The following is a 20,659-nucleotide window of genomic DNA, read 5'->3' on the forward strand; positions in this document are numbered from 1 at the left end:
AAAGGAGCTGGACACTCTAAATTTTTACAATCAATTTTCATAATTTTTCCTTTTTTATGTCTCTTCAACACTTGAAGCTTAAGTGCAATTTTAGCACAATAGTATAAATTACTTTACTTTTTTGGTTAAAAAAAGCTCTTTAAATCTTTTGTTTGCAAACTCTTCAATCTCTTTTTGAAGCTCTCTGTAGGCAGCTATTAACTCCAATGTTCGTGGCAGCAACTTTGTCCCACTACCGCCTTGTTTGGTTAAAAAAAGCTCCTCTTTTAAGTTATCTTCCAAAACTTTAAGATGGCTCCAACACTTTTTGTAGTTCATATCCAAAATCTCAGAGGCTCTTTTTATACTTCCAACCTCATCAATGGCTTCCAAGATCTCTGTTTTGCCTTTGCCAAAAAGCATTTTACCATCGACATTTTCTATCCAAATTTTAGTTTTGACAACCATTTTTTTGCTCTTTTTCTCTTTAAAACAGCCAAGCTCACAATACTTCACACCGATATTAAAGTTTTTAAGCGTCGCTCTAATGGTCTTTGGGCAAACATCTTTAGCCACTTCTAAGCCGTCTTTGCAAAAAATTCTTCTCTTTTCATCCAAGAGTTTTTTAAAGCGCTCATCATAAAGAGCGGCGCTTGCAGTTCCAAGCTCTAACTTTCCAAACTCGCCAAGCTCACAATCAGTAATTTTTACGCCAAGCTTGCTTGCCACCTCGCCAACCTTTAGTGGTGAGATTGCTGTTTTGCTGGCTATCTCAAGGGCATTTTTGCAGCTAATTTTGCCCTCTTTGTCTTTTTTCTCCTCTATAAGCTTGGCAATCTGACTTTCCATAAATTTCTCTTAAATTTGGCTATTTTAAATTTAGATATTGCTTTTCAAATATGGATGGCTTTATTTTGCCCTTTCTAACTAACTCTTGATACCAATAGTGATGAAGTATATAGACCTCTTCTTCCTCTTTGTAGCCTGTGATGATGGAGTGAATTGCCCCTTTTATAGCAAAAACTGCCATGTAGATATGAACTAGCAAAAAGATAGCACAAACTATGCCAAGTATGTTGTGGATGAGAGCTGCAGCTCTTAAAAGTTCTATCTGACTAATTCCAAAAAACTCTCTTACAAAAGCTGGTGTGTAGTGATCTAAAAAAAACATCATTGTGCCGCTTATTACCATAATTAGCCCGCCAATAGTGCATACCCAAAACCAAGCTTTCTGACCGGCGTTAAATTTGCCTGCTGGAATTGGCTTTTTGTTTTTGGAAAGATAACCGCCTACCATAAACATCCATCTTATATCATAAACTCTAGGAAGCATTCTTACAAACCAAAAAGAGAGCATCGGAAAGAGGCTTATGGCAAAAGAGATAGTTGCAAGTCCATGCAAGTTTTTACAGAGCCTTACAAAAAAGCCACCACCAAAAGTTGCGCCAAACATCATGATAACGCCGGTTGGCACAAGTATAGTCCAAGAGATAGCTGCTATTAGATGGATAATCCTTTCAAAGGCACTAAATGCATAGACCTTGCCATGGTCGTGTGAAAACTTTTTTGGACCTACGATAATGTAGTGAAGCGCAAATGCCAATATCACGCCAAAAATCCCAATTGCAGCACCCATTGCAAAGTAGTCGTTGCCTTGCAAATAGACAAACAATTTAGCAAAACCATCACTATAGCTATCGATATTTGTAAAACGACCGCTTGCCCAAACAGGACTATCTAAATTTAACTTATTTACAAAGTCTTCATTGGTAGCAAAAAGTGTTCCAAACAGCCCAAACAAAAGAAACAAAGCTCTCATAATCAACCTCTCAATCTAAACTTTTAATGAACAATGATAGCACGCTTTATTCAACAAAAAGTTAGTGCTAATTTCTACGGCGATACTCCTCATATCCAAACTCTATTTTTTTTATAACATCTGCGTTTTCATCAACCAAAACTAAATCAGGTAGCTTTATGCCATTAAATGTTGTGTTTTTTACAATGGTGTAGTGAATTTGATCTTTAAATATAATCCTATCACCAACTTTTAAAGGCCTATCAAACTTATAATCAGCATCTCCTTCTTCAAGCCCTACAATATCTCCTGCTAGGCAGGTATTTCCACCAAATCTATACTCAAACTTAGCGCTTTTTTTCTCACCCACAACAGCTGGACGATAAGGCATAAGTACGGTATCTGGCATGTGAGCTTCAGCTGAAGTATCCAAAATAGCAATATTTTTCTCATTTTCAACGATGTCTAAAACAGAACTTATCAAGTCCCCACACTCCCAGCCAACCGCCTCGCCAGGCTCTAAATAAACATCAACACCAAACTCATCTTTAAACTCTTTTATCAAATTTATAAGAAGTTTTATATCATAACCTTTTTTAGTTATGTGATGTCCACCGCCAAAATTTACCCATTTTACCCCATGGATAAACTCGCCAAAATCAGCTTTAAATTTATCCAAAACTTTTTTTAGACTTTGACTGCTTTCTTCACAAAGTGCGTGAAAATGAAGTCCACTAATGCCATCAAGCAAACTCTTATCCTCTTTTAGAGCTTTTAGCAAATTTGCCTTTGTTGTTCCAAGGCGGCTAAATTTAGCACAAGGATTGTAGATATCTTTTGGCGAAAAAGAGCTTTCTGGATTTATCCTAAGACCACACTCTATGCCTTTATCAAGCGCGATTTGTTTAAATTTTGAAATTTGATTTGGGCTGTTAAAGACAATGTGATTTGAAATTTGCATAATCTCATCAAAATCTTCATCTTTAAAAGCTGGTGAATAGGTGTGAATTTCGCCATTTTTTATAAACTCTTTTGCAAATTTAGCCTCATGTAGTCCGCTGCAAGTTGCTCCCCAAAGGTACTTATCAACATAGGGCATTGCTAAGCTAAATGCAAAACCTTTTAATGCACAAAGCACTTTTGCCCCACTCTCATCGCCAACACTTTTTAAGATTTCTAAATTGCTAATGAGCTTTGGGAGATAGCAGACATAAGCTGGTGTTTTGATATCGTTAATGTTCATTTGGCACTCCAGTTTTTTATAAATTATATAGAAAATATCACAAATCTTGCTATGATTTATAAATAATAAGATAGAATTTGAGGTTAAAAAAGAGGTAGTTATGATAAGAGTTGAATTTTTAGGACCGATTAAAAGAGAGAGTTTAGAGATTGATATCTCAAATTTAAGAGAGTTAAAAGAGCTTTTTGCCAACGATAAAGAGCTAAAAGAGTGGTTAAAAATCTCATCTGTTGCTATAAATGACACTATTGTTGATAGTCTTGATGTAGGGCTAAAAGATGGCGATGTAATCTCTATACTTCCGCCCGTTTGTGGAGGATAAGATGGAAATTTATAGTGGTGCTTTAGATGTTACAAAAATTTATGCCTCGTGGTATGAGCGATACAAAGATAAAAATTGCGGCGCTTTTATCACATTTGCAGGAATAGTAAGAGATGAAGATGGCATAGATGGACTTAGCTTTGATATACACAAACCGCTTCTTAAAAGTTGGCTTGATGGCTGGCAAGAAAGGCTTAAAAAGATAGATGGATATGCGCTTTTAGCACACTCCAAAGGCGATGTTTTGATCCATGAGTGCTCATATGTAGCAGCCATAATTACGCCACGAAGAGCCGCTGGACTTAAGCTTTTTGCTGAGTTTGTTGAAGACTTCAAACAAAACGCCCCAATCTGGAAATATGACATCATAGAGAAAAAAAGAGTCTATGCAAAGCAGAGATCTCACAAACTACCAAATGCAGGGATACTTAGCGATGATTAAAAAAGATTATGTAAGTTATGAAACAGCTCTTAATGCACTTTTAAAAAGCACAAAGCCTTGGGATAGAGTAGAGAATGTTGCCATTACCGAGGCACTTGGAAGAGTGCTAGCAAAAGATATAGTTGCAAAACAAAACTACCCAAAAAGCCCCATTGCTTCGATGGATGGTTATGCTTGCCGCTATGAAGATATCAAAAACAAAAGATTAAAAATAGTTGCAAAACTTCCCGCTGGTAGCAACAAAGAGATAGAGGTAGGCAAAAACGAGTGCGTCAAAACCTTTACAGGTTCGCTTCTTTCCAAAAATTGCGACACATTGATACCGATAGAAAATGTAGCTCTAAAAGAGATGACAATAGAGATATTAAAGAGCGTAGATAGAGGCTTTGCTGTGCGAGATGTTGGGGAAAGCTATAAAAAAGATGAGCTACTTTTAAAAAAAGGCACCACTCTTAGCTACTCACAAATCGCCCTTCTAGCAGAGCTTGGCGAGTTTTGTGTAACTGTTTTTGCAAAACCAAAGGTTGCTATTTTGGCAACTGGAAGTGAGATAAAAGATCTTGGCGAGCCACTTGAAAATGACGCTCAGATTAGAAGTTCAAACCACATAGCGCTCTTTTCAATGCTTCGTCTTTTGGGCTGCGAGACCGCTCTTTTGCCCATAGTTAAAGATGAAAAAGAGTTGGTAAAAGAGGCTATTTTAAATGGCTGCAATGGTAGCGATATCCTAATCACGACTGGCGGAGTTAGTGTTGGGGATTATGACTTTGTAAAAGAGATCTTAGGAGATGGCGAGATGATAGTAAATGGCGTTGCTATCAAGCCTGGGCGCCATCTAAAAATAGCTAAATTTAACGATAAATTTATCTTTGGACTTCCTGGCTTTCCCTACTCAGCGATGGTTACGGCAACTCTTTTTATAAGGGAGTTTCTAAATCACATCTTTGGCTTAGGGCAAAACTACAGAATAAGAGCGATAATCGATGAGGATTATGAGAGAAAAAGTCCTTTTTTGGAGCTTGTTGCCTGCAATCTTTATGTCGATGAAAAGGGTCAAAATAGAGTAAATTTAAGTGGCAAAAAGAGAGGTTCGAGTGCTATTATTAGCAATCTAAACAACGATGCTATGTTACTTATGGTGCCAAAAGAGCTTAAGGGATATAAAAGTGGCGATGTTGTGGAAGTTTTAAAGATGCTTTAATGAAAAAAGTTTTTTATATATTGAGTTTTTAATAATATTTTTACTCATTCCAGCTCTTTTTATACTGCAAATTTTGCCAAAAAATTATATGTTTTTTGTCCTTTGGCTTGGGAGCTTATATGCACTTTATCATATAAAAAAAGCAAATTTAAATCTTTTTAAAGGTTTTAAATTTGATGAGTTTAAAGATATTTTTAAAAGATTTTTAATTTTATCCATTTTTTTAACTATTTTTACTTTTATTTTTTCAAAAAATAGATATTTGGATTTTAGTAATGCTGCTTTACCCCATTTTATCAGCATTTTTTCAAGAAATTATATTTAGAACATTTTTTGCATTAAGATATATTAATTTATTTAAAAATCAAACTCAACCCTACTTTGCTGGGTGGAGCACTCTCTTTATGGAAATTTTATCTTCACAATAGGACTTGGGCACTACTTTTACAATGGCTATTAATAATATAAACAATGTTATTAATAATCCTTATCTATTTTTATTGTTTTTTAAGCAAATATTTTATAAATTACACAGCTATAATTATGATGATACGCACTATCATTATATATTTAAAATAAATTTAGAAGGACTAAAATGCGAAAAAATTATCTTATCTTTATAAAGCACTGCCAAATTTTGGTTATATAAAAATATATTCACCATAAACAACAATAAAAAATTTAAAAAATAAAATTTAATAAAAGGTTTAAAGGAATGGAATTTTTAAAACATTATTTTGAATACGCAATAATGGGTTTGCTCGCATTTATGAGCTTTTTAGTCTTACTTTATACGGTTGAAAGACTTTATTTTTATGCAAAAGTTAAATTTAGTGATTATAAAAATGCTGAAGATTTTGAAATCGCTCTGACAAAAAACTTGACTATACTTTACATAATATATTCAAATGCTCCATATATTGGGCTTTTAGGAACAGTTGCTGGTATCATGGTAACCTTTTATGAGATGGGTTTAGCAGGAGGAGTTGATGCAAGTGCTGTAATGATCGGTATGAGTTTAGCCTTAAAAGCAACTGCGCTTGGGCTTTTAGTAGCTATTCCAACACTTATGATATATAACGCTTTTAGTAGAAAAGTAGATGTTTTAATGACAAGGTATAATAACCGATGAGGCGTTCAAAACTAAAAAAAGACGGACTTAATGTCATTCCGCTGATAGACGTTATGCTTGTGCTTTTGTGTATAGTTTTAAGCATATCAACTTTTATAGCTCAAGGAAATATAAATATAGACCTCCCAAAATCAAAAAGTGGCGAAGGCGATCCAAACAAAGAGGTCGTAAATATCATAATAGATGCAAATAGCACGATTTATCTTGATGATAAGCCTATTTTAGAAGCTGAGTTTGAAGAATACATGAAAGAAATTGATCCTAAAACTCCAATAGTTTTAAGAAGTGATAAAGAGGCTAAATTTGAAAGCTTTGTAAAAGTTATAGATATTTTAAAGTTAAAAAAACATGAAAATTTCGCAATCGCAACAGAAACTAGAAAATAACGGCTTTTTAATCGGGGCTTTAATAAGTGCTTTATTTCATGGAGCTTTAATTTACTGGATATTTTTTTATGCACCAAAGCTTAAAACGCAGCCACCTGTAAATATTACAAAGATCGATTTAAACATCTTTGAAATTGGTGGAGGACCAAATGATGAAGCGCCTACTGAAACGGTTGAACCAGTAGTAGAAGAAGAAATAGTTGAGATAAACGAACCAGTCGAGAAAGTCATCGAAGAGGTTGAGGTGGCAGAAGAACCTGAAATTATCAAGCCAGTTGAAGAGGCAATAATAGTCGAAAAAAAGCCTGAACCTGAACCTAAAAAAGTAGTTAAAAAACCAGCTCCAAAAAAAGTCGAGAAAAAGCCTAAACCCAAACAAGCAAAAAGTGGTGGATTTAACGCTTATAATCCAAATGCAAATAATGTCGCCTCAAGTGCGATAAATAGCGAAAATACAGCTCAAAGTATAGGTGCTGATGAAAAGCTCAACATTGGAGCTCAAATCCAAGCAATCATCGCAAAAGAAGCTAAGAAAAACTACCCTATCAGAGCAAAGCGTCTAAGACAAAGAGGAATCTCAACTATTAGTTTTACCTATGATACTGATGGAAGCGTGACAAATATAAAAGTTAAAAAATCATCCGGCTATAAAATCCTTGATGATACTGTCATACAAGCTATCAATAGAGTAAAGAATAAATTTCCAAAAATAAGTGTAAAAACCAATTTTAATATTCCTGTGAATTTTACACTTAATTAAATTAATCTAAATTTTGTTTTACACAAATTTTAAACCTGCTTTAAAAAGTAGGTTTAAAATCTCATAAATCTATATGATTTAAAGACTATAAAAGTTAAAAATTTGATAAAGCTTTATAAAAGTAAAAACAATAAAATCAATAAATGTATTTTGTAGAATTTAAATATGTAAATTTATGTGTAAAAAAATAAAAAAGACTAAATTTAAAAGCTAAATTTAGTCTTTAATATAGCAAAACTATTTAATTCTCAAGTGATAAATCTTATGTATAATGTAAAAAAAGTAAGAAAGAGTGGCAAAGGCTTGAAAAGTGTGGTTATATGGCTATTTGGTGAGGAAAATAAAAAGGTAAAGAATGAGAATATTTTTTATATTTTTTTCGTGAAAAGTGACAAGATAGCTTAATCCACCACTTGCTACTATTAAATTTTTACATTCAAGATTTCCATTATTTGTATAAATTTTAAAAATATCATCATTTTTTACAACATCAAAAACTTCGGTATTTAAATAAATTTTTGGATTTGTAATTTTACTTTTTAGATAATTTAAAACACTTTTTGAACCAGTTTTGCAAAAAAATTGCGAGTTTTTTACTTTTTCAAATTTTAAAGGTTTGAAAAATTCCAAAACTTCTAAATAGTTTAATTTTGAAATGATTTGATTTATAAAGTTTTTATCACCAAGATAATACTTTAATAAATCTTTTTTAAAAGAGATATTTTCATTTGTGATATTGCATTTTCCTCCACCGCTAATTATTGCCGCGTTATCTTGCAATTGTTTTATTTGATTCTTTTTCTTTTGGTTCCTGTGCTGATATTTCAAAGCTATTTTTTTACTCTTGCTCTCTTTTTAGTTTTTCCGAAGCATCAACTACAGCCTGCTTGGCTTTCTAGCTGGCAAGATTTTATAAAAGCACCTATTAAATTCGCCTTGGTGAACTATACCGACACAATTACAAGCAAAAAATGGCTACAACCAAAACTTTAGCTAAATTTCAAAGCCAAATAACAAGCTCCGAAGCAACAAACTATGCTAAGTCCTACATTTAAAAAACAAAGCGCATATTTGGCATTTTGAAGCAAGTTGATATTTTCTATGGTAAAGGTCGAAAAAGTGGTAAGTCCGCCCAAAAATCCCGCTATCAAAAGAACTCTTAACTCCAAACTAAGACCCATTTTTGTAAGATAGCCCACCAAAAATCCACCCAAGATATTGACTATAAAGGTAGCTAGCGGAAAACTATAAGAGAAAAAAGTAGCTATCACATACCTTAAAACTGCCCCAAAAAAGCCACCACATCCAACTAAAAGTAGAAGTTTTAAACTCATATTTTTGCCTAAAATAGAGCCAAATTACGCATCAACTTTTTTATAATAGCCATTAGCAAAACGCTCTTTTTCTCTATCATAAATTTTTTGCATCTCTTCTCTTGTCTTTTCAAACCAATCTTGCTCGCTGATATCTACAACTGGCAGATAAGTTGCACTCACATCCTGTCCAAATTTAACGCAAAAGGTCTTTTCGTTCATTATCGCTGAAGTATCATACAAAACTATCGGTTGAACCTTTAAATTTAGCTTTTGTGCGATGATTTTAGCGCCACTGTGAAATTTAAGTAGTCTATCGCCCTTTGATCTAGTGCCCTCTGGAAAGATGGCGACTACTCTGCTGTTTTTTACTCTATCTTCAACATCTTTTAGAAATTTTGGCAAGCTTCTTGAGTTGCCTCTATCTACCGCTATCATCTTTGGAAGTTTTAAAATCTGACCAATGAGCGGGATCTGCCCTATCTCTTTTTTGGCAACCCATGCTAGATCTTTTGGGTGACGCTCCTCTAGGATGATGATATCAAGCATGCTTTTATGGTTGATTAGTAGTAGCTGCGCCTCTTCATCTAGCTTGCCATTTTCTATAAGATGATATCTCAAAAAAAGCTTTTGAAACTTGCCCCATACCTTCCTTATGCTTCTATTTTTCTTTCTAAATAGCGCCATAAAAATTATCACAATAAAAACTGTTAGCAAAAAATAGATTGCAAAAACAGAAGCTCCTATTTTACCTCTCATCTCTCAAAGCCTCCTCTAACTGCTCTTTTGTAACTAAACTTGAATTATATCTTATGACATAACTCTCCCCTGTTTTGTAAGACTCTATAAAGCCTTTAATGTTGTGAAGTTTTGTTAGATCTAACTTCTCTTTTTTGTAGACAAAGCTCTTAAGCAGACTTGGGTTGGTTAGAAAAATAAGTTTATAAAACCAAGGAAAGGCCATAATTATGACAAAGAGCGAAAGCCAACCTATCCCATAATTGTGCATAAAAAAGCCGCCAATTAGTCCGCCGCAAAAACTTCCAAAATATCCAACTCCGTTAAATATCCCAAGAACTACCCCTTTTTGTGTAGCTTTGGCAAATTTAGAGACGCTGCTTTGAAGTATTGGCTCATGCATACTAAAGCCTACAAAAAAGATGGTAACTCCTACGATGAAAAATAGCTTTGAGCTTGAAAGTGCAAAGAGAAGATAGGCTATGACAAAAAGGACAATTCCAAAAAGCAAAATCGCTTTAGCAAGCCCACCTCTTTCGCCAAACATTCCAACAAAGCTCATCGCAACAAAACCAAAGCACATAGCGATACTATAGACAATCCAAAGTTTATCGATGTTGTAGTTCATTTTATTTACCAATATGAGCGGAATAGCCAAAAAAGCTATCGTCATAATCATCTTTTGCAAAAAATTTGTCATATTCATCAAAAAAAGATCTCTATCTTTTAAAAGAGTTGCTATATTGCTCTTCTTCTCGATACTACTTATCTTTGGCTCAGCTGGCACAACTGTATAAAGAAGAATGATACAAAAAACAGTAAGCAAAGCACTTAGATAAAAAAGACTTGAAAGTCCAAAAAATCTAGCCAAAACTGGGCTAATAACCAAAGAGATAGTAAAGCCAAAGCCAATCATAGCGCCCATTATAGCCATCGCCTTAGCTCTTAACTCCTCTTTTACAAAGTCGCTTATCATAGCAATTGCAACAGCTCCAACAGCGCCGCACCCTTGGAGCAACCTACCAAAAATCATAGTATAGATATCACTTGATAGTGCACAGACCAAAGAGCCAACAATAAAGATAATTAGCCCTATCAATATGCTATTTTTACGTCCAAATTTATCTGACATAAGACCAAATGGAAGTTGAAAAACCATCTGCATAAGTGCATAAATTCCTATAGCAATACCGATAAGAAAAGTATTTGCACCATCTAAATTTTTGGCATAGACGCTAAAAACAGGTAGTATTATAAAAAGCCCAAAAAATCTAGTAGCAACTATAAATGAGAGCGGTAGAGTGCTTTTTAGCATAAATCTTCCTTTCATAAAACAAAAAGTTTATCATAAAATAGCTAATAAATTTTTCTCTTTTGTTGGATTTTGGTAAAATAGTCCCTATCTTCAAATTTAGGATAAGAGTTGAAAATAGTAGTATCAAGCACAAATTTAGACAAGATAAGAGAGATAAAAGCACTTTTTCATCAATATCAAATTTACTCACTTACAGAGCTTACTGATAGCTTTGAGATTGAAGAGGTTGGCAAAAGTTTCAAAGAAAATGCACTCATCAAATCAACCGCACTCTATGAAAGACTTAGCGACAAACAAAAAGATGAGTTTATAGTCTTAAGCGATGATAGTGGCATAAGCGTGGAGGCTTTGGACTTTAAACCAGGGATCTACTCTGCAAGATATAGCAAACATGGCGATGATAAGGCAAATAGAGCAAAACTTATGGCTGAGTTAGAAAAAAAAGGTGTTACTACAAGTAGGGCTTTTTATAGCGCTGCTATCGCACTTAGTTCCAAATTTGGCAACTACTGTGTTCATGGATTTATGTATGGAAGTGTGATAGATGAAGAAAGAGGCACAAATGGCTTTGGATATGACTCACTTTTTATACCAAATGGCTATGACAAAACTCTAGGCGAGCTAGATGACAAAACAAAACTACAAATTTCTCACAGAACAAAAGCATTAAAACTTGCTGAGATACTTTTAAGACTATTTGATAAAAAAGTCTCACAATCTCGACTATTTTAACTTTTTGTTTTATTCTCTGTAATATAATCTCAAATTTAAGGAGTAAAGATGAATATATTTGACAAACTAAAAGATGGCGTCATTATGGACGTAACGGATGTAGAGCAGGCCAAAATCGCACAAGATGCGGGAGCTGTTGCTGTTATGGCACTTGAGAGTGTTCCATCAGACATTAGGGCGATGGGCGGTGTTGCTAGGATGAGCGATCCAAAGATGATAGAGGATATTATGAAGGCTGTAAATATCCCTGTTATGGCAAAAGTTCGTATAGGTCACTTTGTAGAGGCACAAATTTTAGAGAGTTTAGGCATTGATTTTATAGATGAATCAGAGGTTTTAACACCTGCAGATGAGTTTTATCATATAGATAAAAGAGAGTTTAAAACTCCATTTGTCTGTGGTGCTAGAAATTTAGGCGAAGCACTTAGACGTATAGAAGAGGGCGCAAAGATGATACGCACCAAAGGTGAGGCAGGCACTGGCGACATCTCTCAAGCGGTCAACCACTTAAGAGCCATACACAAAGAGATAGCAGTAGTTGCCGCACTTAAAAAAGATGAACTTTTTAATAGCGCCAAAAATCTTGGTGTTAGCTATGAGCTTTTACTATTTGTTCATAAAAACAAAAAATTGCCTGTTTTAAATTTCAGTGCGGGCGGCGTTGCAACACCAGCCGATGCAGCACTTATGAGACAACTTGGCGCTGAGGGTGTCTTTGTTGGTAGCGGTATTTTCAAATCAAGCGATCCAGAAAAAAGAGCAAAAGCCATCGTAGAGGCGGTCAAAAACTATAAAAATGCTGATGTTTTAAAAGAGGTTTCCAAAGGCATTGGCAAGGCTATGAAAGGCATTTGCGCTAGCAATTTAGAGATAAAAATGCAAGAGAGATAACAACTAGCTCTAAGACTGTCAAAGCGGTCTTAGAGATTTTGCACAAAAGTTGTTATAAAGTAGATAATAAGCCCTATCAAAGCTCCCACAACCATACCATTTAGCCTTATGTATTGAAGATCTTTGCCGATCTCTAGCTCGATTTTTCTGCTTATTGTTTTACTATCCCAACTATTGATAGTCTTTTCAATGTAAGATGATATTAGCTCACTTTTGTTACTTAGCAAATTTATAACAAACTTTTTAAGCCACTCATCAAAAGCAGCAACTCTTCTATCATCTTTTATCAGCTCTTCTAGCATATCACCAAAACTTCTTTTTAAAAGAGTGTTAAATCCTTTGTCATTTTCAATAGACAAAATAATGGCGTCTATCATATTTGCCAAAGTTTTTGAGTCTGTTAAGGCTATGAAATTTTGGTTAAATTGAGCTTTACTTTCATCATCTAAAAGTAATTTATCGATGACGTTATCGATATCTTTTAAAAGCTTTACTCGCTCACTACTGCCCTCTTGCTTGCACCTTTGTAGATAGCTCTTTATACCATCTATAAGATAGCTATCATAGCTAGTAAGAAAGGCCAAAAACTTAGCGCCCCAACCTATAGTTACTTTCTTTTTAATCTCTGGCTCATACTTGTTGAGTTTTTCTTCCAAAGAGTTCAAAATGCCATCTAGTATAAGAGCGTCCTTGTTGCTTTGCTTGAAAGCTAACAGTGTCTTTGCAAAAATAGTGGCAAAATCAACATTTGAGATATTTAAAGTGCCACTTAAGCTCTTGCTTTCTCGAAGTTTTTTATAGATATATGGCAAGATTTTCTCTTCAACAGTGACAAAAAGGCTATCTATATTGAAATGTGCCTCTTTGGAGTGTAAAAAGTTGTGAATAAACTTTTTGGTGTTGTAGCTTTTGATGAAGTCAAGCTCTTTTAAATTTCGCCTATTTAAAAACTCCGCCCTTACAAAGATGGCTAAGTTTTTGGCAATTTTATCTTTGTTGTTTGGAATGATTGCCGTATGAAAAGGAAAGCCTAGCGGTCTTTTAAAAAGCGCTGCCACTGCAAACCAATCGGCAAGTCCGCCAATAAGCGCTGCCTCGCTTACCGCTTTTAGCCACTTTATATCATAAAAAAGTGCCACCAAAAAGACCACAAAAGCAACAACAAGTCCTGCTACCATAAAGCTTTTCATCTTAAAAAGCTCTTGTTTTTTTATCTGCTCGTGTTGCTGATATTGCCACTTTTGTCTTGCATCTTCATCATAAATTGTTATTTCAAAGTTTTTTGATGATGTTTTATCGCCATTTTTATCCATATTCATCTCCATACTTATAAAAACTCCTTAAAATAAAGATAATTCTACACTAAATTTATACTATTTAAGATAGATAAAGGTTTTTATATTAAAATAGTAAGAAATATTTTAATAAGTAGAAGAGATGAAGATAAACAACATTTGGATTTTCTCAAATAAAAATACGATTTTAGGCGCTTTCTATCAAAAAGAACTTGCTGAAATTTTTATAAAAAAGTATAGTCTTAGCGGCACACTTACCGCCTATCCTATAAATGAGCCAATCTATGAGTGGTCTATCGAGAATGAGTTTTTTGCACCAAAAAATATAGATGAAAAAAAGGCAAAATTTATTGAAAGCTTTACTACAGACAAAATTCCTACATTTAACTACAAAGAGGGCATTTTATCAAGAGAGTAATCTCTCTTAAAAATCAAAATTATCTTCAAATTTAACCCCAAAATAGAGTTAAATTTAGATTTAAATTTCAAAGAGAGCAAAAACTGCTCTCTTAATATCAAAGCACTACAAATACAACTACAAGTAGCGCAACAACCATTCCTGGCGCTGTTCTTTTAACCATCTCAACAGGATTGATACCTGCAATTCCTGCACAAACTATAGCCGCACCCGCTATCGGTGAGCAAGTTCTACCAAGAGCACCTGCAATAGTTGCTGCCATTCCAAGTTTGTCTTGCTCAAAGCCAAGCTCAAGAGCACGAGAGGTTATCGCCTCATTAAATGCCATAGTTGCCGCATCGCCTGAACCTGTGATTAGTCCCATTAAAAATGGTATGAAAGTTCCACCATAAATGGCATAGTCTTTCTCATTTTTAAGCCACTCGATTACCAAATCAATAGCTCCGCAAGCCTTGAGTCCTGCGACAAAAACTCCCGCTGCTATGATGATACCCATGATGTTGGCATAGCCACTTCCCATACCACTGAAAAACTCTTTTGTTATTTTTTCTGGGTTGGTTAGAGTTACGATGATAGTAATTACTGCACCAAGCAACATCGCCTCAGCAACTCCCATAGTGATAAAGCTAACCCAATATGGCTTTACGCTCATACCTTTTAGCTCTGGGTGTGTTGCAGTGTAGACTCCACCTATAACTAGTATAAGAAGTGGAATTATTGGCATGATAGCATGAAGGAAGTTGATCTTCTCATCGCTTGCATTGCTGCTTTTTTTATCTGTGTTATTAGCAAGATTGAAATTTGTACCTTTTTGGAAGTCTTTTAAGAAAAGTGCCATCACAGAGATACCAACAACCGCTACAGCAAGTGCTGCCAATGCGCTTGGTATTTGAACTTGGATTATATCTGGGATTGTATATGTTGGATCAACTTTTTGGATATATCCTGCAACCATTGCGTTGTGTGAAAGTCCTGGGCTTAAAAGTGAGCCAAAAGTTCCGCAAAATACAGCTGAAGCTGCCATCTCTGGTCTAACGCCGGCACTCATCAAAAGTGGTATCATAGTAGCACCAACCGCTGCCGCACAACCTGCTGCTGATGGAATAGCAATATTTATAAAAAATGTTATAGCAACTGCTAGCGGGATTAAGATAAATCCAACATTTCTCAAAGGTTTAGTTAGCATCAAGACAAACTGTCTATCGCAGCCTGTATATTTCATAACAAAGGCAAAACCCATACTAGCACAAATAGCCTTTATAAGGGCTGCTTTTGTCATACTTGCCGTAAAGGCATTTAGTGCACCTAGTGGATTTAGGCAAAGCACACAAAGCACAAGTCCAACACCTATAAGCACAGTTTTGGTATCGCGCTTTTTAATGAGTAGGTAGATAGCCACTATCAAACCAACAATGGCTAAAATTATCCTAAAAGTCTGCATTATCTCTCCTTATTTATTGTTTCCATTTATCTTAGTAGCAATTCTTAAAAAGACATCAAGTCCGCTGCAAAGCGCATCTTCGTTGAAGTCAAAAAGGCAGTTGTGGTGACCTGCTTTGAGTTTTGTTCCAATCATCGCATATCCGCTGATACCGCCATTTTTTTGAACTTTATCCATAAAGTGAGAAAAGTCCTCGCAAGCACCAAAATCATACTCTTTGATGATCTTATCGTTGTCTACAAAAGGTGACTCAAGCGCTGCTTCATAGAAAAACTCTCCCGCTTCTTTGCTACTATCACCGCCCCCTGTGCCGCCTGTGCGAACTATCTTATACTCAACTCCAAAAGCCTTGCTAACACCCTCAATGATATCTACACATTTGTCATACATAAACTCATTTAGCTCTGTTGTCTCGCCTCTAGTTTCGCATGCCAAATAGCCATTTGGTGCGATGACATTTCTTCCCTCGCCCGCTCTCAAAACTCCAACATTTACTCTAGTAACGCCCTCGCCATGTCTTGTAATGCCATGCATCAAAAGTGCCATTTGTGCCGCTGCTAGAAGTGCATTTGCACCTTTTTGTGGCTCGGCTGATGCGTGAGCTGAAAGTCCTTTGAGATAAACGTCAAATTTGGTGGTTGAGAGAATTTTATTTACTCTACAGATAAATGATCTATCCTCTGTCGCCTTAAATCCAATATGTGCTCCAAAAAGATAGTCAATGCCCTTTAAAATGCCCGCTGCTTCCATACCAACAGCGCCTCTACAACCCTCTTCACCTGTTTGGAAAATGAACTTAAATTTGCCGTTAAATTTGTCTAAATTTGAGGCAATTGCCTTTGCAAGTGCAAGTCCTATTGTGATGTGTCCGTCGTGTCCGCAAGCGTGAGTTACGCCGTCGTTTTGTGATGAAAAGCCATCACTTGTTGGTCTGTGAGTTTTCTCTTTGCTCTCTGTTACATCAACGCCATCGATATCAAATCTAAAAGCCACACATTTGCCCGGTCTTTTGGTATCTATAGTGGCAACTAAGCCTGTTTTACCGCCCTTTAGCTTTGGTAAAATCTCGGCTTCTTCTTTGGTTAGTAGTTTTAGTGCTTTGTCATAAGCAGCTTGAAGCACGTCCTCGTTTGCTACGCCATACATCTCATCTTTGCAAACTACCTCATCGCCAAACTTTAACTCATATCCATAGCTCTTTAAAAAAGAGGCAATCTTTGCAGTGGTCCAAAATGTAGCCCAACCGCTCTCTGGGTGAGAGTGGAAAAGTCTTCTATGCTCTTTCATCTCGTCTTTATAACTTGTCACTAACTGTGCAATCTTATCCATATTTTCCTCCTTAAAATCTATATGAGCTTAATTATACAACGAATTAAGCTTAAATTTACTTAAATCAAAAACATTAGTTTTTTGATAAATAAAATTAAATTTGACTTAAGACTTAAGATTGGTTGTTGATGGTGTTAAATTTGAATACATTTATTTGTTGATATATATCTTAACTAAGCAGTAATAAAATATCCAAATAGCCAATCCAAGCCCTTTGGCAAGAGGTGGTTTTTTTGGTTGCAAACATTTTTCAAAAACAAATGAAATTTTAAAAAAGCTTGGAAAAAGCCCGATTGACTGGGATTTAAATAACTATTAGTTTATTCACGATATTCAAGCTCAAGTTTTAGATCCATATTATTATTTTTTGCTATCATTTCAAAATATTCTTTTGAGACATTTTGTGTCATTTCAAGCATTTTTGGTTCGTATTTTTGCAAAGTCGAATTTAAAGCCTCCGTCATCTTTTTTTCTACATCAAACTCGGTTCCATTTTCATCAATTGGGGCATATTTTTCTCTTCTTGTTTTTAAATGTGCTATTTTTCTATCTATTGAAATCTGCTCTGGTCTTGGAAGTTTTACATAAAGTGTTTTTTTATCGTTGCCATAGACTTTTACTTTTATCTTATCAAGTGGATATCCGTAAAATATCCTAACATCATCAACTCTTACATAAAAATCATTACTTCTTATTAAATTTTTACTTGTATTTGTAAAGTCAATCCCATAAAAAGCCTCTAAATTTGACAAATAGCCCATATCTTTTAAAATTTGTGAATTTAATTTTTGTGTTAAAGCTTCATTTTCCTCACTATTAAAACAACCTGTAATTAAAAAAGAAATTATTAAAAATAAGCATAATCTAAATCTCATAAATTATCCTTTGCTTTATTTTGACTGGCATGCATGTTGTTAGGGCAATAATTTTTCAAAAATGTCATCAACATATCTTTACCATTTTTTGATATAGAATTTCCATAATTTTGATATATATGTCTTCTTATTTCTATCTCACTTTTTGTACCATTTACCTCTTTTATATCATATGAATCACACTCCGATCTCGTATATTTTCCATAAATTTCTGATGAAACTGGATTTGTGGATATTATTTGTGGACTTGGCAAATTTTCAATGTTGTCATTTTGACAAATATCGTTTTCATATTTTTTGAAAATTTCATAAATATTTTTGTAACCAAGTCCAACTTCATAACGCCTAAGACAGTAACCATCTGCCATATTAGAGTTATCGGAAAATAAAGTAAACTTATCCTTAAAAACAATAATTGGCACATAAGCAAAAGATGTAAATAGCGTATCGATTTTTTTACTTCCTCGCATACTCACTTCCATATTTGTCTTTCCGCTTTTTTTCATAAAGTCAAAAAAACCCAAGCTTAAAGCTACCACCAAATATTAATAAAGCTAAAAGCCGAAATAAAACTAAATGTCTCTCAACAAAAGCCCATATGGGCTTTAAAATTTGAACTATCAAACAAAATATTTTTTTCATTTTTTGCCTTTACTTAAAAATTAATGAAAAATTATCTATTGTCCAATGCATCCTTTATCATTTTAATAATTTCAGGAAAATCGTTTAATGCCAAATTATTTTCTAGCATACTTTCAAGTTCATTCCACTCTTTCTTTTCAATCATTTCTTCAACCATTTCTTTATAGGTATCAAATCTATCTGCATTCGAAAGAATATTATCGCTATCATTGGCTTTATTTTCATTTTTACTATCAGACAAATAGCAAATTGCACCAGCTACCATTACAACACCAATTACCACTAAAATTTTTCCCATTGACGACATTACTTTATCTCCTTTTCAATTTTTTCTAAACAATCAAGTTTAGTTTGATTAATACTTAAATTTTTTTCGCTATTTTGTATGTCTATTTTTAACTTGTCCATATCCCTTAACTTGTTCCTTCTAAACTCAACAAAAATTCCATTTGAGCTATCTACATAATTTTTTATAGCTTCAATATGTATTTTTCTTTCTTTTTCTATGAGCTCATCAACTCCTTTTTGCATATTTTGCGACAAGATCTCTTTAAGTTCATATCCACTTACCTGCATAGTGTGTTTTTCATCTTTAACCATAATTCTTTTTTTGCTAAACCATGTCCAAGGTTTATACCAAGTAGAATCACTAACTGTTTCATAACGAGCACTTTGATATTCGTATGAGATAGTAGAGCTAGGAATTTTTATTTCAGTATTAAAAGATGTCGCAATGTCAAGCTTTGGCAGATTAATTTCCCCAATTGTAATATCCAAGTCTTTTTCAAGCTGTTTATTGAGTTCTAATTTAACCATCTCAATTTCGTTTGTCAAGGCTCTATTTAATTCAAAATAAATATTATCTATATCTGTTTTTATATCAAGATAGTTATTTTTACAATCGTTAATAAGACTACCTGCATATTTTTGCATACTATACATAACATCTTCTACATTTATTTTATGAGAGAGTTCTATTTGATCTTTACCAAGATTTATTTTTCTAAAATTCCTCTCAGCTGTTCTTTTAGCGCTAGTTGAATCAGCTCCTGATGCTAACTCAATAGAATAAGCGATGGATTTTTTAGCAATAACATCAATTTGATCTATAATTTCATCTTTTGCTCTTTTTTCTATACTGTATTCTATCTCTTCTATTGCTTTATTTTCTTTTTTTTTAAGACTATCATATAGTTTGTTTTCAAGTGTTTTTGCTCCATTTTCTAAGAAATCCATAGCGTTTTTAAGTCTTAGTTCGCCTTCTTGTTTTGGTTTTTTTAAAACTAGTATATTTTTTAATAAATCTGATTTTTCTTCATTTAAAATAGACTTAATTTTAAAATTTATATTTTCAAGAAAATTGCCTAAGAATTTATCTTTTATAAGATTATTTATATCTTTTTCAAGTTTTTCAAATCCTAAATATTCAATAAATTTTTCTTCCCACTCATTCTTGAAAATTCTTATAAAATGTTTTCTCTTGAATTCTTCAAGTTCATCATCATCGTCAAAACTTTTTGTTATGTCTCTATTTAAAAGCTCAAATTTTGATGAAGCTGTATAGATTATTGGATTTTGTATGCCATGTTTTTGAGCTGCTATTTTAATTTTTTCAATAGCTAAATTTTCGTGTTTAAACCAATTTTGTCTTTTTGCCTTTATAAATTCTTCTTTGTCCTGTATATAAGATAAATCTTTAAAATTATCTTCAAAGGCCATATCTATTTTATTTATAATAAAATAGACTTCAAAGAATTTATCTTTACTATGTTTTTCTTTGATTGTGTTCCACAAACCTTGCCCATCACTTCTTAAATTTGCATCTATTTGGCCATAATCAAATAAAAATAGTGCTAAATTAGCTTCATTTAACACACTTCTTGTTTGATCTTTATGTTTTTCTTTGTATTCATCTCCAGTTGAATTTGGCCCAGGAGTATCTATAAAAATAATCTCAAGCTCATCATTGAGATCTGTTCTGATATTTTTAAAAGGATAATAAAGCTCTATTTTTTCAACATTTTTGTATTTATCATATTTGCAGTCTTCATCTTTTTGAGCATATTGTTTTATCTCCTGCTCTAAATTCTCAACAATCTCTATCTTAGGCTTATTATCGCTAAAAGTTATCACAGCCTTTTTACTCACGCCTTTTTTAGAACATATAAATGTAGCACAATCGGTTGTTGCTTGATTATACGCTGGCAAAACATCATCGCCAAATAAAGCATTTATAAAAGTTGATTTTCCAGCGCTCATATTTGCAACTACTGCTATTTTATACTTTTGATTTTTTAAATCAGATATTGTCTTGTTTAACTCTTGTTCTTTTTCTTTATTTTTATATTTTTCAAAATATTTTTTTAAAGTATCAATATTTTGTTCTAAAATATTTTTAGTTTTCATT

At 33.8% G+C, this 20,659-nt stretch carries 23 protein-coding genes and 1 pseudogene; 10 read left to right on the top strand and 14 right to left on the bottom strand.

What is annotated here, in order from left to right:
• Positions 1 to 108 precede the first annotated feature (108 nt).
• The 3 genes from Q0X52_RS05270 to nspC all read right to left on the bottom strand — a co-directional run bounded on the left by Q0X52_RS05270 (position 109) and on the right by nspC (position 3,020).
• Positions 109 to 828, bottom strand: a complete 720-nt coding sequence (locus Q0X52_RS05270) for a winged helix-turn-helix domain-containing protein (RefSeq protein ID WP_297575727.1) — start codon at positions 826 to 828, stop codon at positions 109 to 111.
• Positions 829 to 847: 19 nt separating this feature from the next.
• On the bottom strand, positions 848 to 1,798 hold the full coding sequence (locus tag Q0X52_RS05275; RefSeq protein WP_297575730.1) for a formate dehydrogenase subunit gamma: 951 nt from the start codon (positions 1,796 to 1,798) through the stop codon (positions 848 to 850).
• A gap of 67 nt (positions 1,799 to 1,865) precedes the next feature.
• Positions 1,866 to 3,020: a carboxynorspermidine decarboxylase gene (gene nspC, locus Q0X52_RS05280; protein ID WP_297575732.1), complete on the bottom strand. Its 1,155-nt coding sequence runs from the start codon at positions 3,018 to 3,020 to the stop codon at positions 1,866 to 1,868.
• A 100-nt stretch (positions 3,021 to 3,120) separates the two neighbouring features.
• Between nspC and Q0X52_RS05285 the strand changes: the two genes are divergently transcribed.
• The 6 genes from Q0X52_RS05285 to Q0X52_RS05310 all read left to right on the top strand — a co-directional run bounded on the left by Q0X52_RS05285 (position 3,121) and on the right by Q0X52_RS05310 (position 7,263).
• On the top strand, positions 3,121 to 3,342 hold the full coding sequence (locus tag Q0X52_RS05285) for a MoaD/ThiS family protein (protein WP_297575733.1): 222 nt from the start codon (positions 3,121 to 3,123) through the stop codon (positions 3,340 to 3,342).
• A gap of 1 nt (position 3,343) precedes the next feature.
• A complete protein-coding gene (locus Q0X52_RS05290; RefSeq protein ID WP_297575735.1) occupies positions 3,344 to 3,784 on the top strand; it encodes a molybdenum cofactor biosynthesis protein MoaE in 441 nt (146 codons plus the stop codon).
• Positions 3,777 to 4,985, top strand: coding sequence for a molybdopterin molybdotransferase MoeA (locus Q0X52_RS05295; protein ID WP_297575737.1), 1,209 nt, complete (start codon positions 3,777 to 3,779; stop codon positions 4,983 to 4,985). Before Q0X52_RS05290 ends, Q0X52_RS05295 begins: the two co-directional genes overlap by 8 nt.
• A 715-nt stretch (positions 4,986 to 5,700) precedes the next feature.
• On the top strand, positions 5,701 to 6,117 hold the full coding sequence (gene exbB / locus Q0X52_RS05300; protein ID WP_297575739.1) for a TonB-system energizer ExbB: 417 nt from the start codon (positions 5,701 to 5,703) through the stop codon (positions 6,115 to 6,117).
• Positions 6,114 to 6,503 (top strand): TonB system transport protein ExbD, encoded by a 390-nt coding sequence (exbD, locus tag Q0X52_RS05305; protein WP_297575741.1) that lies wholly within the window; start codon positions 6,114 to 6,116, stop codon positions 6,501 to 6,503. Before exbB ends, exbD begins: the two co-directional genes overlap by 4 nt.
• Positions 6,466 to 7,263, top strand: coding sequence for an energy transducer TonB (locus tag Q0X52_RS05310; RefSeq protein ID WP_297575743.1), 798 nt, complete (start codon positions 6,466 to 6,468; stop codon positions 7,261 to 7,263). The genes exbD and Q0X52_RS05310 overlap by 38 nt, the downstream gene beginning before the upstream one ends.
• 324 nt (positions 7,264 to 7,587) lie before the next feature.
• Here Q0X52_RS05310 and Q0X52_RS05315 read toward each other — a convergent pair whose 3' ends face one another.
• The 4 genes from Q0X52_RS05315 to Q0X52_RS05330 form a co-directional block, all read right to left on the bottom strand.
• Positions 7,588 to 8,043, bottom strand: a complete 456-nt coding sequence (locus Q0X52_RS05315; RefSeq protein WP_297575745.1) for an NAD(P)/FAD-dependent oxidoreductase — start codon at positions 8,041 to 8,043, stop codon at positions 7,588 to 7,590.
• A 209-nt stretch (positions 8,044 to 8,252) separates the two neighbouring features.
• On the bottom strand, positions 8,253 to 8,597 hold the full coding sequence (locus Q0X52_RS05320; protein WP_297575747.1) for a CrcB family protein: 345 nt from the start codon (positions 8,595 to 8,597) through the stop codon (positions 8,253 to 8,255).
• A 24-nt stretch (positions 8,598 to 8,621) separates the two neighbouring features.
• Positions 8,622 to 9,335, bottom strand: a complete 714-nt coding sequence (locus Q0X52_RS05325; protein ID WP_297575749.1) for a 1-acyl-sn-glycerol-3-phosphate acyltransferase — start codon at positions 9,333 to 9,335, stop codon at positions 8,622 to 8,624.
• Positions 9,325 to 10,629 (bottom strand): MFS transporter, encoded by a 1,305-nt coding sequence (locus tag Q0X52_RS05330; protein ID WP_297575751.1) that lies wholly within the window; start codon positions 10,627 to 10,629, stop codon positions 9,325 to 9,327. The genes Q0X52_RS05325 and Q0X52_RS05330 overlap by 11 nt, the downstream gene beginning before the upstream one ends.
• 108 nt (positions 10,630 to 10,737) lie before the next feature.
• On the opposite strand from Q0X52_RS05330, the gene rdgB reads away from it, so the two are divergent.
• Both rdgB and pdxS read left to right on the top strand, forming a co-directional pair.
• Positions 10,738 to 11,361, top strand: coding sequence for an RdgB/HAM1 family non-canonical purine NTP pyrophosphatase (gene rdgB / locus Q0X52_RS05335; RefSeq protein WP_297575753.1), 624 nt, complete (start codon positions 10,738 to 10,740; stop codon positions 11,359 to 11,361).
• 48 nt (positions 11,362 to 11,409) lie between these two features.
• The gene (gene pdxS, locus Q0X52_RS05340; protein ID WP_297575755.1) at positions 11,410 to 12,252 is read left to right on the top strand and encodes a pyridoxal 5'-phosphate synthase lyase subunit PdxS; all 843 of its coding nucleotides are present in this window, start codon (positions 11,410 to 11,412) and stop codon (positions 12,250 to 12,252) included.
• Between the two features lie 29 nt (positions 12,253 to 12,281).
• Here the strand turns inward: pdxS and Q0X52_RS05345 are convergent, their stop codons facing one another.
• The gene (locus Q0X52_RS05345; RefSeq protein ID WP_297575757.1) at positions 12,282 to 13,577 is read right to left on the bottom strand and encodes a DUF445 domain-containing protein; all 1,296 of its coding nucleotides are present in this window, start codon (positions 13,575 to 13,577) and stop codon (positions 12,282 to 12,284) included.
• A 112-nt stretch (positions 13,578 to 13,689) separates the two neighbouring features.
• Here Q0X52_RS05345 and Q0X52_RS05350 point away from each other — a divergent pair, with 112 nt between their 5' ends.
• Entirely contained in the window at positions 13,690 to 13,965 is a 276-nt protein-coding gene (locus tag Q0X52_RS05350) for a hypothetical protein (RefSeq protein WP_297575759.1), read from the top strand.
• A 97-nt stretch (positions 13,966 to 14,062) separates the two neighbouring features.
• Here the strand turns inward: Q0X52_RS05350 and dcuC are convergent, their stop codons facing one another.
• Both dcuC and Q0X52_RS05360 read right to left on the bottom strand, forming a co-directional pair.
• Positions 14,063 to 15,406 (bottom strand): C4-dicarboxylate transporter DcuC, encoded by a 1,344-nt coding sequence (gene dcuC / locus Q0X52_RS05355; protein WP_297575761.1) that lies wholly within the window; start codon positions 15,404 to 15,406, stop codon positions 14,063 to 14,065.
• Positions 15,407 to 15,415: 9 nt separating this feature from the next.
• Positions 15,416 to 16,735, bottom strand: coding sequence for an amidohydrolase (locus tag Q0X52_RS05360; RefSeq protein WP_297575763.1), 1,320 nt, complete (start codon positions 16,733 to 16,735; stop codon positions 15,416 to 15,418).
• Positions 16,736 to 16,934: 199 nt separating this feature from the next.
• Here Q0X52_RS05360 and Q0X52_RS05365 point away from each other — a divergent pair.
• Positions 16,935 to 17,054 (top strand): annotated as a pseudogene (locus tag Q0X52_RS05365) (uracil-DNA glycosylase); the annotation flags it as partial.
• Position 17,055: 1 nt separating this feature from the next.
• Here the strand turns inward: Q0X52_RS05365 and Q0X52_RS05370 are convergent.
• The 4 genes from Q0X52_RS05370 to Q0X52_RS05385 all read right to left on the bottom strand — a co-directional run bounded on the left by Q0X52_RS05370 (position 17,056) and on the right by Q0X52_RS05385 (position 20,658).
• Positions 17,056 to 17,610, bottom strand: a complete 555-nt coding sequence (locus tag Q0X52_RS05370) for a DUF4230 domain-containing protein (RefSeq protein ID WP_297575765.1) — start codon at positions 17,608 to 17,610, stop codon at positions 17,056 to 17,058.
• The gene (locus tag Q0X52_RS05375; RefSeq protein WP_297575767.1) at positions 17,607 to 18,116 is read right to left on the bottom strand and encodes a hypothetical protein; all 510 of its coding nucleotides are present in this window, start codon (positions 18,114 to 18,116) and stop codon (positions 17,607 to 17,609) included. Before Q0X52_RS05375 ends, Q0X52_RS05370 begins: the two co-directional genes overlap by 4 nt.
• Before the next feature lie 167 nt (positions 18,117 to 18,283).
• Positions 18,284 to 18,559 (bottom strand): hypothetical protein, encoded by a 276-nt coding sequence (locus Q0X52_RS05380; RefSeq protein WP_297575768.1) that lies wholly within the window; start codon positions 18,557 to 18,559, stop codon positions 18,284 to 18,286.
• Positions 18,559 to 20,658, bottom strand: coding sequence for a dynamin family protein (locus tag Q0X52_RS05385; protein WP_297575770.1), 2,100 nt, complete (start codon positions 20,656 to 20,658; stop codon positions 18,559 to 18,561). The genes Q0X52_RS05380 and Q0X52_RS05385 overlap by 1 nt, the downstream gene beginning before the upstream one ends.
• Position 20,659 lies beyond the last annotated feature (1 nt).

The organism is uncultured Campylobacter sp. (assembly GCF_947255105.1).
Taxonomy (GTDB): Bacteria; Campylobacterota; Campylobacteria; order Campylobacterales; family Campylobacteraceae; genus Campylobacter_B.